Here is a 12,140-nt window from a genome sequence, read left to right as displayed (position 1 = left end):
CAGAAAAACACCCATTTCATGAAATACTTCTCGTTCTTAATTGCTTTGGGAATCACCATTTTCCTAGGGATTATAGTATCAAAACCCATCGGTCAGATACCCCCATTAGCGCCTCTTCTTGATCCATTTCATGGATTTTGGCAAAATTCATACAGTGAGGATCAAATGGCTGAAACTGAAATGTCTCTGGAAAATCTATCGGCTCCAGTGGAAGTGCATTATGATGAGAATTTGATCCCACACATTTTTGCTCAGAATGACCTCGATCTGTACCGGGCCCAAGGCTTTGTCACAGCCAAGCATCGCCTTTGGCAAATGGAATTTCAGACTCGAGCAGCAGCTGGACGAATTTCGGAAATTGTAGGTCCGGTGGCATTGGAACTAGATCGAATGACTCGGAGAAAAGGCTTGGCTTATGGAGCCGAACTCGGGCTTAAATTTTTAGAAGAAAATGATCCAGAAACCTTGGCTTTCATTGAAGCATATGCAGATGGAGTAAATCAATACATTGAATCTCTAACACTGGGAAGATTACCTGTTGAATATAAAATCCTAAACTATCGACCAGAACCATGGTCCGCTTTTAAGACTGTCTTATTATTGAAATACATGTCTGACATGTTGGTTGGGGATCGAGATTTGGAATATACCAACCTTCGTCAGATGTTGGGACAGACTCAGCTGAATAGGCTCTTTCCTGAATTTCCTGTTGAAAATGATCCTGTAATTGAAGCTGAAAAAATATGGGATTTTGAACCTATCCCAGTTTCAAAACCTGATAGTATTGATTATCCTGATTCTCCTGTTTTGATCCAGCCATTGACTCAGCCCATTGAGGGAACAGGCTCAAATAACTGGGCAGTAAGTGGAGCTAAAACGAAAAACGGTTATCCCATTCTTGCCAATGATCCCCATCTTAGTTTAAATCTTCCTTCCTTGTGGTTTAGTCTTCAATTGACTACTCCAGAGCATTCGGTTAAAGGCGCCTCACTTCCAGGAGCTCTGGGAGTCATTTCAGGGTTCAATGAATCTATTGCTTGGGGAGTGACGAACGCTACCAAAGATGCCAGAGATTGGTACAAAATAGAATTTCAAGATGATTCCAGAAAAGCGTATCGCTACGGGAATGAATGGAAGCCGACGACAATAAAAGTCGAAGAAATCAAAATCAAGGGAGAGGCAAGTTTTTTGGATACCGTAATTTATGTCCATTATGGCCCAGTCGTTTATGACAAAAGTTTCAGATCAGATCGTCAGGATGTTAATTTTGCTCTTAAATGGACTGCACATGAAGGTTCCAATGAACAAAAGACATTTTTGATGCTGAATAAGGCGAAGAATCATTCTGATTACAGCCAAGCCTTGAATCATTATACTGCTCCTGCTCAAAACTTCGTTTTTGCTTCTAAATCCGGCGACATTGCCATGCGAATCCAAGGCAAATTTCCAATTAAATGGAAGGAGCAAGGTAAATTTTTCATGGATGGATCTGATCCAAGAATGGAATGGCAAGGCTACATTCCCAACGATCACAATCCTGCGACATTAAATCCTGAAAGAGGTTTTGTTTCCTCAGCCAATCAGCATCCAGTCGATCCTTCGTATCCATATTATGTATTTGATAATTCTTATGAACACTACAGAAATCGTAGGCTGAATCGAAGACTTCGAGAGTTGAGTGATATAACCGTGGATGACATGAAAGCCTTGCAGTTTGACGATTACTATCTGCAAGCCGAGGAAGCTTTGCCTGTATTTATCCAACTTTTGGGTGATTACAATTCTTCAAATGAGAAAGGGAAAAAGTATTTGGAAGAATTGAAGGAATGGGACTTTTATGCAGATCCTAACCAAAAAGCCCCAAGTCTATATTCAGTTTGGTTTTCTGAGACCTTAGAAAGTATATGGAGCGAATTTGGGGATCAAGTGACGCCAATTGTTCGGCCAAATAGCTATCAAACTATCGAGCTTCTTAAGAATCATCCCCTAGATTCATTATTTGATTTAAAATCCAGAGAAGGGGTTCAGTCAGCTGATTACCATGTGAGAGTTGGGTTTGACTCATTAGTTCATAAAATTCAATCCTGGGAACAATCAGAAGGTGACTACTCTTGGGCAAACTTTAAGAAAACCACTATTCAGCATCTTGTTCCAAATTTCAAATCATTTTCGGTAACCAATGTGTATACCGGTGGAGGGGCCGGGATCCTAAATGCGACAGGTCCTCGTCACGGTGCGAGCTGGAGAATGGTAGTGGAAATGGGACCTGAAATCAATGCATTTGGTGTCTATCCAGGGGGGCAATCTGGGAATCCAGGAAGCAGGTTTTATGATAATATGATTCCCATCTGGGCAAATGGAGAATATGTGGATTTCAAACAACGGAAAATCGATAGCCAAGACGGAATTTTGATTAAAACGATATTTAACTGATTCGAACCATGAAATTTATATTATTAGTTTTATTAACTGCGCTTTGGGTTTTATTTCTAAATCCCATTATTCCTTATTGGGGTGTGATGATTGGAATCGCATTGCTTTCCTCGGTAATGGCTATCAAACCTTTCAGTGGCTTTCTAGGAGGTGGATTAGGAATGGGATTGGCATGGCTCGGACAAAGCGTATACATAGGAATCGTGACTGGAAGTTCTTTGCCGGATAAGATGGCAGGAATCATGGAGTTGGGTTCGGGAATGACTTTGGTGGCAATTACCGCAACCTTAGGATTATTACTAGGTGGATTTAGCGGTTGGAGTGGTGCATTGTTTCGAAAATTGATTCAACAAAAAGAAACAAATATCTATCGGGGATGATGTGTTGATTTATTTTTACCCTCCTTATTTTGGTTCGGTGAGAATTAGATAATTGAGAAGATGTCACACAATTTTTTTAAGAAAAAATTGAATCAATCCGATGGTAATTTTATCTTCTTTTTTTTGTTTATGACTATAAGTCATTATAATACAGTGGGTTATTTAAACCATGCTTGGGCTTTTTGATTATCATTTTTCAGGTTAGAAATCGCATTTTTTATTTTTTGGAAAAAGTAAGAATGAGTACCTTTGTTGCTCACTTTGACTGATTTTTTATGCTTGAATCACTAATTACCTCTAAAACGAGATTAAGACTTTTAATCAAGTTTTTTGTGAATGCGCAAAACCATAGCCATCTGAGAGGATTGGCTGATGAGTTTGGAGAATCCACTAATTCTATTCGTAAGGAATTAAATAACCTCACCCAAGCAGGGATTTTGGTAAGACATTCTGATAAAAACAAAATCGAATATCAGGCAAATGTGAAGCACCCTTTTTTCACCAACATTCGAGATATCATCCGGAAATATCTGGGATTGGATATGCTTCTGGAACAAATTTTAGACCGGATGGGACAGGTGGAGCAGGTAATTTTAACAGGAGATATTGCACGAGGAAGTGATACTGGCCAAATCGATGTGGTGGTAACTGGCTCGGTATTAAACGACGGATATATCACCCATTTATCCAAAAAAATAGAAGATTTGATAGATCGAAGGGTAATCCTGACTCTTTCTGACCATCGTATTTCCTCAGGTGAAGGTCTTGTGCTTTTTGATAAGCAGGCGGGAATCTGAGTTTTTTGATTTTAGTTCTTCATTTTCGGCTAGGTTCATTTTGGGACTGAAAGGGCGAAGCTGTAATCAATCAGAATTATTTATTCTAAAATTTGCACCTTAGTAGATTCTATTTTCATTCAACACATAAGGATTTGAAAACAATACTTAGACAGATTTTCACCGTTGCATTGGTAGTGTTGGGAGTTCAGTTTTCCCTTCATGCTCAGAATCTTTCAAATCTTAGAGACCTAAAGGTTGACAATCTTTCAGATGCGCAACTCGAACAGTTAGTGAAACGAGCTGAGGCAAGTGGGCTTAATCAGTCTCAACTTGAAGCTTTGGCTAGGGAGCAAGGGTTGTCTTCCATAGAACTCGGAAAGTTGAGGGCCAGATTAAATGGGTTTAGACCAGCTTCGCAAAATTCCTCCTTAAATTCATTTAATGGAAAAGGTCGGAGAGGTGAATTATTTGAAATTGGTCAATCTTTCGATTCACTTAGCCTTTCTGATCCGTATTATGATTTGACACCATTCCAAAAGAAAATTTTTGGGTTTAAGGTTTTTCATAATCGCAATTTGGACTTCAATCCAAGCTTAAATATTCCAACTCCTAGTAATTATGTGATTGGCGCAGGGGATCAACTTTTATTGGATGTGTACGGGGCTTCACAGCAATCATTTGATTTAACGGTAAGTCCAGAAGGCCGCATTTTTATCCCCAATGTGGGTCCGGTCCAAGTTGGAGGAAATACCATAGAGGCAGCAATTGCTAGATTAAAAAACTCATTAGGACGAATTTACTCCGGTTTGTTAGGTGGAAATCCAAATACCTTTCTGCAAGTTAGATTGGGGAATATTCGTTCTATCAAAGTGGCCATGGTTGGTGAACTTGCAAATCCCGGTACCTATACCTTGCCTTCCTTCGCCTCAGTTTTCAATGGGCTATATGCAGCAGGTGGTCCTAATGAAAATGGTGCTTTTCGGAACATTCAAGTCTATCGAAACAATCGCCTTGTTGCTACAGTAGACGTATATGAAGTTTTGATCAATGGAAATCAAAATTCTAATATCACGCTTCAGGACAACGACGTGGTCATTGTACCCCCTGTCCAGACTCGAGTTGAAGTAATTGGTCCTGTGAGAAGAGAGGGGTTGTTTGAAGTAAAGCAAGGTGAATCAGTGAATGACCTGCTGAAATTTTCTGGTGGATTTTCTGCTCAAGCATATGCCAAACGTATTACCATCCGTCGATTCGATGAGAATTCAAAAAAAGTATTGGATGTCCCAGAGGAATCTTTTGGCCGATTTGATTTGAAAGATGGAGATGAGATAATTATTGGAGAAATTCTGGATCGATTCTCGAATAGAGTTCAAATTTCTGGAGCTGTGGTTAGAGAGGGAGAATTTGCACTAGAGGATGGGTTAACTATTAAGTCTCTATTGGAAAAAGCTGAGGGATTAAAGCCTGAGGCATTTGCCACTAGGGCTACTTTATATCGAACAAATACAGATCTTACCTTGGCAGCGGAATCGATAGATTTGGCTGGAATCATTTCTGGAGAATTGCCAGATGTTCGATTACAAAACGAAGATCTACTCTTTGTTCCAAGCCGATATGACATTCAAGAGGAGTTTTTTGTGAAGATTTCGGGGGATGTCAATTTGCCGGGTACCTATCCTTTTGCTTCAAATATGACAGTAGGGGACTTGATCCTTCGTTCGGGGGGATTGCTTCAATCTGCTTCAAATTCCTCCATCGAAATAGCCAGAAGATCAAGGGATGCTAGCTCAGGTAAGATTGCTGAAATATTGACCCTTACTGTGAATTCGGATTTGAGCCTTTCAGAAGATGAAATAAATGTTTCTTTGAAGCCTTTTGACCATATCTTCATTCGAAGAAGTCCGGGATTCGAAAGAGAACAACTGGTATCAGTCACAGGTGAGGTAGTATTCCCTGGGGAGTTTGCCATTTCCAATGCCAATGAGAGGATCTCAGATGTTATTAAAAGAGCTGGTGGTGTGAATCAATTTGCATATCCAAAGGGGGCAAGTTTGATAAGAAGAACGGTCTATTTTAAGACAAAAACTGATGATGAAATCAAGGCTGAAATCTTAAAGGAGATTCGGACCAAGCTAAATCCCGAAAAAAATCGACCAGGAAATCAGGCTGAGCAACTTTTATTTGAGCGTTTGGATGAAAAAATCACAGAAGCTGAACGCATTCGGATAGAAAATGAACAACGACTAGCTGAGGAAAGATTAAATCAAAATTTACTATTGGATTCGGCGTATTTAGATTCAGCTGTAACTCGCTCTCGGTTCAAAGAGCAGGATCTGGTAGGAATTGACCTTGAAGCAATTTTAAAAAATCCGGGTGGACCTGAAGACCTATTCTTACAAGAAGGCGACATTATCCAAATTCCAAAAGAACTTCAAACGGTGCGAATCGTAGGAGAAGTACTCTTACCAACCACTTCCCGATATATCAAAACTCAGGGTTTGAAAGCTTACATTTCTCGTGCTGGAGGTTTCAGTGAAAAAGCCAGAAGAAGTAAATCCTATGTGGTTTATGCCAATGGTGATGCCAAAAGAACTCATTCAGTTTTTGGAATTAAATTCTATCCTACAATTGAACCCGGAGCTGAAATAGTAGTTCCTGAAAAACCTCAACGGGAACGCATGAGTGCTGCTGGTTGGATAGGAATTGCTTCCAGCTTGGCTACTCTGGGGATATTAATTGAAAGACTTGTACAATAATAACCAACTAAATTTTATAAAATATTTATGAAAATCGCAGTAGTCGGAACAGGCTATGTTGGCTTGGTATCCGGAGCATGTTTTGCTGATGTAGGAATTGAAGTAACCTGTGTGGACATCGATGCAAAAAAAATCGAGAAGCTAAAGAACGGAATAATGCCAATTTATGAACCAGGTTTGGAAGAAATCGTGGTTCGAAACTATAAAAGTGGTAGACTTCATTTCAGTACGGATTTAGGTGAAGCGATTCAAGGAGCAGAGGTCGCATTTATTGCTGTGGGAACACCTCCAGGTGAAGACGGCTCTGCGGATTTGAAATATGTTCTTGCAGTTGCAGATGAAATCGGGAGAAAAATGACCGATTACATCGTTGTAGCCACCAAGAGTACTGTGCCAGTAACAACTGGGGAGAAGGTAAGAGGAGCCATTCAAGCTGCTTTGAATAAGAGAGGTTCAGACTTGCCTTTTGCGGTAGCTTCAAACCCTGAATTTTTGAAAGAAGGAGCTGCGGTAGAGGATTTTCTAAAGCCAGACCGAATTGTAATTGGTGTGGATGATGAACGTGCAGAGAAAATCATGCAGCGCTTGTACAAACCTTTTCAGCTGAGCGGAGAACGAATTATTTATATGGATATTCCTTCTGCTGAAATGACGAAATATGCAGCAAACGCCATGCTTGCTACAAAAATTTCTTTCATGAATGATATCGCAAATCTTTGCGAAAGAGTGGGAGCCGATGCCAATATGGTTCGAAAAGGTATTGGTTCAGATCCTAGAATTGGAAACAAATTTATCTATCCAGGGGTGGGCTATGGAGGCTCTTGCTTCCCCAAAGACGTGAAGGCAATCATCAAAACAGCCAAAGAATATGGCTATGACCTCCGCGTACTCCAGTCAGTAGAAGATGTAAACGATGCACAAAAGCATGTGTTAGCCAGCAAAGTAAAAGCACATTTTGGAGAAGATTTAAGCGGGATGACTTTTGCAATGTGGGGCCTAAGTTTTAAGCCTAATACAGACGACATGAGAGAATCTCCAGCAGCTGTGATTATCGATGAACTTAGGGCTGCAGGTGCCCAAGTGCGGGCTTATGATCCAAAAGCAATGGAGGAAGCAAGAGAGCACTATATCTTTGATAAAGTGACTTATTGCAAAGATTCTTATGATGCTTGCGTGGATGCAGATGCTTTGCTGCTTGTAACAGAATGGTCAGAATTCAGAATCCCGAGCTGGGACGCTGTTGGAAAACTGCTTAAAAACAAGGTCGTATTTGACGGTAGAAATATCTACGATAAAAAATACCTTGAAAGTTTGGGATATACCCATTACGGCATAGGTTCTAAATAAGTATACTTAAGTCTCCCTGAAGTGTTTTGGGGAGACTTTTTTGAAAAAATGGTAATTGCTGGAGCAGGAGGACATGGATTAGAAGTTTTTCAACTTCTTATTAATCAAGGACTTGATTCTGAATCAATCTTTTTTTTTGATGAGGATTTAAATAAAGAAAAAACCGAACTCTTTGGAAGACCCATAATAACTCAATGGAATGAGGCTAAAGAGTTACTGGGCAAAGATTCAAGATTTTGTTTAGGAGTTGGGAATCCTGAATTCAGAAAAAAGCTAGCGCATGAATTTGAAAAAATTGGTGGCGTACTGATTGGTCTTAGAGGAAGGTTTATCCATGAGTGGGAAGAAAAACTTTCGGTTCATGATCAAATGGCTTATTCCTTCGTAGGTCCTAAAACGAAGCTCGGAAGGGGTGTTTTAATCAACACAAGAGCGAATATCCATCATGAAGTTCAGGTTGGAGATTATTCGGAAGTTGGACCCGGAGCGATCCTGTTAGGTAGTTCAAAAATTGGAAAATTGTGTAGAATTGGAGCAGGGGCGATTGTGCTTCCTAGAGTCACCATTGGAGATCATGTAATCGTTGGGGCAGGAGCTGTAGTGACAAAGGATATCCCTTCAGGAATTATAGTGAAAGGAGTTCCAGCAAGGTGAGTTTAAAAAAGAAAACACTTGTTGGATTTTTTTGGAGTCTTACCCAGCAGTTTGGCGTCCAATTGACTTCAATTTTGGTAACTATTTTTCTTGCTAGAATTTTAGAGCCTTCGGATTTTGGCTTAATCGGAATGCTAGCGGTATTCATGGCTCTTGGGAATAGTTTGATTGATGCTGGAATGACCTCTAGTCTGATCCGAACCAAAGATGCTGACCAAAGAGACTATTCTACCGTATTTTTCATCAATTTGGCAGTTGGTAGTTTGGTATATTTAATCATGTTTTTTTCATCTGGTTTGATCAGTGATTTTTTTAATCAACCGCTTTTGGAAGAGATCATCAAAATTTACTGTATCACTTTTATGATTGTTCCGTTTTCAGCTGTGCAGCGAACGCGCTTGGTAAAGGCCATGGACTTCAAGACGGAAATGAAAGCAACCATTCCTTCAACCCTCTTAGGTGGAATTGTTGGATTGCTTTTGGCTTATTATGGGTTTGGGGTTTGGGCTTTAGTATGGATGAACGTAGTTCAGAATCTCCTTTTAAGTATCCAATTTTGGTTTTATACCCAATGGAGGCCTTCTATGATCCTAGATTGGGACAAATTTCGATATCACTTTGGCTTTGGAGCAAAATTGACCTTGGCGGGGATTTTAAATTCTGTTTTTTCAAATATTTATCATCTCGTGATAGGTAAATTTTTTTCAGTTACAGATTTGGGATTTTATTCAAAAGCAGATTCCCTAAAACAGATTCCTGTCAAAAATATCTCGACGACTTTATCTAAGGTGACTTTTCCCTTATTCGCAGAAATCCAAGAGGATGATGAAAAATTAAGAATTGCCTATAGACGGGTAATGCAGCAAGTGTTATACTGGCTCACTCCTGTGATGGTTCTTTCGACAGTGTTGGCAGAGCCGCTTTTTCGAATTATTCTAACCGAAAAATGGCTTCCTGCAGTACCCTATTTTCAGATTCTTTGCTTTATAGGGTTAATGTATCCCATCCACTCTTACAACCTGAACATTCTTAAAGTGAAGGGGAGGAGTGATTTGTACTTGAAACTTGAAATTGTCAAGAAGACCTTGACCGTTATTGGAATTTTTGTCGCACTTCCTTTTGGGATATTTGCCCTAATCTGGACTCAAGTCATTTTGAATCTTTTTGCATTTGGGATTAACTCAGTTTACAGCGGACGATTTATCAGTTATTCTGTTTGGAAACAGTTAAAAGACATCGCGCCTATTTTTGGGTTGGGGATTTTGGCTGGATTAGGGGGGTGGCTTATAATTTCATTTGGAAGTAACTATAATCATTTGGAGTGGGTCAAACTTCTTTTGGGAGGTTTAGCAGGTTGTTCCGTTTATTTTCTAGCTTCATGGATACTCCAACCGCAACCTGTTTTAGATTTTAGAAATTTGATTTTAAAAAAATGATTCCTGTCACAAAACCTTATTTACCTCCTTTTTCTGAATATCAGGAGTATTTGGAAGGAATTTGGAAGCGCCAATGGTTAACCAATAATGGTCCACTTGTCAACGAATTGGAGTTGAAAATTTCTGAATATCTAGGAGTTGAAAACTTCCTATTTCTTGGTAATGGGACTATTGCTCTACAGATAGCGATCAAAGCACTTGATCTCAAGGGAGAAATCATCACGACTCCATTTTCATATGTTGCTACCACTTCCAGTATTGTTTGGGAAGGATGTACTCCCGTTTTTGTAGACATTGATCCGAATACCTTAAATATTGACGCTAAAAAGATAGAGGAAGCGATCACTGAACGGACAACAGCCATTTTGGCCACTCACGTATATGGAAATCCTTGCGATGTCGAGGAAATCCAAAAAATCGCATCAAGAAATAAGCTGAAGGTTATCTATGATGGTGCACATAGCTTTGGTGTTACCTATAAAAGAAAGTCTCTTTTTGAGTTTGGAGATATCACTACCGTGAGTTTTCATGCCACCAAACTATTTCACACAGTAGAAGGTGGAGGAGTGTTTTCTTCAGATCATTCCTTAATCCAAAAAATGGCCTATCAAAGAAATTTTGGGCATGATGGACCTGAGGCATTCCAAGGGTTGGGTATTAACGGAAAAAATTCAGAGTTCCACGCAGCAATGGGATTGACCAATTTGAAAGTACTTCCCAAGATTATCCAAAAGCGTAAGGAGCTTTCAAAATATTACAATGAACGGTTGGCTGATTTGAATTTGAGTAGACCGCTTCAAAACTCCCAGGTTGAATATAACTACGGCTATTACCCAGTAATATTTCCTTCGGAGGAACAATTGATGAAGTGCGTGAAGAAGTTGAATCGTTCCGAAATCTACCCAAGAAGGTATTTCTATCCCAGTTTGGATCAGCTTCCTTATGTTCATTCAAAACCAGTCCCTGTAACCGAGTCCATTGCAAAAAGAGTTCTATGTCTTCCTCTGTATTACGAGCTATCGTTTGAGGAAGTAGATCTTATTTGCAGATTGATTAAATCCGTCTGGATGCATGGATAGATTGAAAATATTGGTTTTTCCTTGTGGCTCAGAAATTGGACTTGAAATCTATAGGTCTTTGATGTATTCCCGACATGTAGAGCTTATTGGTGGAAGTAGCATTGAGGACCATGGAAGATTTGTTTACGAAAATTATATCGGAGGACTCCCTTTTGTAGAAGATTCTGATTTTGAGGAGGCTCTGCAAAATCTTATTCAACAAGAAAATATAGATGCCATCTATCCGACCATGGATTTGGTAATTGCCAAAGTGACGGGAATGGCAGATCGATTGAATTGTAAAGTAATAGGCTCGCCAGTTCAGAGTAATCTCTTGGCATTATCAAAAAAGAAGACATATCAGTTCTTTGAGGGGAAAATAAGAGTTCCCAGATTATATGATCGACTAGACCAAATTTTAAAATTTCCAGTTTTTTTGAAGCCGGATATTGGATACGGGTCTCGTGGAACGAAATTGATTCATTCCATGGAAGAATTGAAGAAGAGGATAACAAAAGTTCCTGATCAGTTAATCTTAGAGTTTCTCCCAGGAGAAGAGTATACGGTGGATTGTTTTTCGGACAGGTTTGGAAATCTCTTGTTCTCTAAACCTCGGAAAAGAGGAAGGATTCAAAAAGGAATAAGTGTTCATACACTTCCAGCTCCCGAAATAGAGCATCTAACGAATCAAATTGCAATCAAAATCAATTCTGAAATTACGCTTAGAGGTGCTTGGTTTTTCCAAGTAAAGAAAGATGAAAATGGAGAACTTTCACTTTTGGAAATCGCGACCAGACTTGGTGGCAGTAGTGCCTTATTCAGAGCGAAGGGGATCAATTTCGCATTGATGAGCATTTTTGACGCTTTTGATTATCCGGTTTCAGTTTTAGAAAATGATTTTTCCTTGGAAATGGATCGGTCTTTAAATCAAAGATTTAATATTAAGTATGAGTTTGACACGGTCTATGTCGATCTGGATGATTGCTTGATTTTGGGTGAACATGTCAATCCAACCCTGGTAAAATTCCTTTATTCAAGTATCAATTTGAGAAAGCGGATCGTCTTGATCACGAAACATGAAAAAGATTTATCCATAACCCTTAAGAAATATCGATTAGAAGGGATTTTTGACGAGGTTATTCATATTGCAAAGCATCAATCCAAAGCTGATTTTATTACCGAATCTTCAGCAATTTTTATTGATGATTCTTATGCAGAACGTAAGAGTGTTCTCGAAAACAAGAAGATTCCAGTGTTTGCTCCTGACGCAGTTCAGGCTTTATTAAGTACCAACTAG

The 12,140-nt window shown here is 39.4% G+C and carries 9 protein-coding genes; all 9 read left to right on the top strand.

What is annotated here, in order from left to right:
• The first annotated feature begins 18 nt into the window (after positions 1-18).
• The 9 genes from AO498_RS14175 to AO498_RS14135 all read left to right on the top strand — a co-directional run bounded on the left by AO498_RS14175 (position 19) and on the right by AO498_RS14135 (position 12,140).
• On the top strand, positions 19-2,433 hold the full coding sequence (locus tag AO498_RS14175; protein WP_067549053.1) for a penicillin acylase family protein: 2,415 nt from the start codon (positions 19-21) through the stop codon (positions 2,431-2,433).
• 8 nt (positions 2,434-2,441) lie between these two features.
• Positions 2,442-2,813, top strand: coding sequence for a hypothetical protein (locus tag AO498_RS14170; protein WP_067549050.1), 372 nt, complete (start codon positions 2,442-2,444; stop codon positions 2,811-2,813).
• 275 nt (positions 2,814-3,088) lie between these two features.
• Entirely contained in the window at positions 3,089-3,610 is a 522-nt protein-coding gene (locus AO498_RS14165; protein WP_067549047.1) for a DeoR family transcriptional regulator, read from the top strand.
• Positions 3,611-3,753: 143 nt separating this feature from the next.
• Positions 3,754-6,348, top strand: coding sequence for an SLBB domain-containing protein (locus AO498_RS14160; protein WP_067550521.1), 2,595 nt, complete (start codon positions 3,754-3,756; stop codon positions 6,346-6,348).
• Between the two features lie 27 nt (positions 6,349-6,375).
• Complete coding sequence (locus tag AO498_RS14155) at positions 6,376-7,695, top strand: UDP-glucose dehydrogenase family protein (RefSeq protein ID WP_067549045.1); 1,320 nt, start codon at positions 6,376-6,378, stop codon at positions 7,693-7,695.
• Positions 7,696-7,716: 21 nt separating this feature from the next.
• Positions 7,717-8,349, top strand: coding sequence for an acetyltransferase (locus tag AO498_RS14150; protein ID WP_148660249.1), 633 nt, complete (start codon positions 7,717-7,719; stop codon positions 8,347-8,349).
• Positions 8,346-9,785, top strand: a complete 1,440-nt coding sequence (locus tag AO498_RS14145; RefSeq protein WP_067549040.1) for a lipopolysaccharide biosynthesis protein — start codon at positions 8,346-8,348, stop codon at positions 9,783-9,785. Before AO498_RS14150 ends, AO498_RS14145 begins: the two co-directional genes overlap by 4 nt.
• Entirely contained in the window at positions 9,782-10,864 is a 1,083-nt protein-coding gene (locus AO498_RS14140; protein WP_067549037.1) for a DegT/DnrJ/EryC1/StrS family aminotransferase, read from the top strand. Before AO498_RS14145 ends, AO498_RS14140 begins: the two co-directional genes overlap by 4 nt.
• Positions 10,857-12,140, top strand: a complete 1,284-nt coding sequence (locus AO498_RS14135; protein ID WP_067549034.1) for an ATP-grasp domain-containing protein — start codon at positions 10,857-10,859, stop codon at positions 12,138-12,140. The genes AO498_RS14140 and AO498_RS14135 overlap by 8 nt, the downstream gene beginning before the upstream one ends.

Origin of the sequence: Algoriphagus sanaruensis, from assembly GCF_001593605.1 — a bacterium.
GTDB lineage: Bacteria > Bacteroidota > Bacteroidia > Cytophagales > Cyclobacteriaceae > Algoriphagus > Algoriphagus sanaruensis.
The sequence above is the reverse complement of the archived record's forward strand: the minus strand, read 5'-3'. Positions and strand labels throughout refer to the sequence as shown.

Bases quoted from the DNA above. Each gene is read 5' to 3' on its own strand.
- AO498_RS14175 (WP_067549053.1), top strand. From the start codon at position 19: ATGAAATACTTCTCGTTCTTAATTGCTTTGGGAATCACCATTTTCCTA.
- AO498_RS14170 (WP_067549050.1), top strand. From the start codon at position 2,442: ATGAAATTTATATTATTAGTTTTATTAACTGCGCTTTGGGTTTTATTT.
- AO498_RS14165 (WP_067549047.1), top strand. From the start codon at position 3,089: ATGCTTGAATCACTAATTACCTCTAAAACGAGATTAAGACTTTTAATC.
- AO498_RS14155 (WP_067549045.1), top strand. From the start codon at position 6,376: ATGAAAATCGCAGTAGTCGGAACAGGCTATGTTGGCTTGGTATCCGGA.
- AO498_RS14140 (WP_067549037.1), top strand. From the start codon at position 9,782: ATGATTCCTGTCACAAAACCTTATTTACCTCCTTTTTCTGAATATCAG.
- AO498_RS14135 (WP_067549034.1), top strand. From the start codon at position 10,857: ATGGATAGATTGAAAATATTGGTTTTTCCTTGTGGCTCAGAAATTGGA.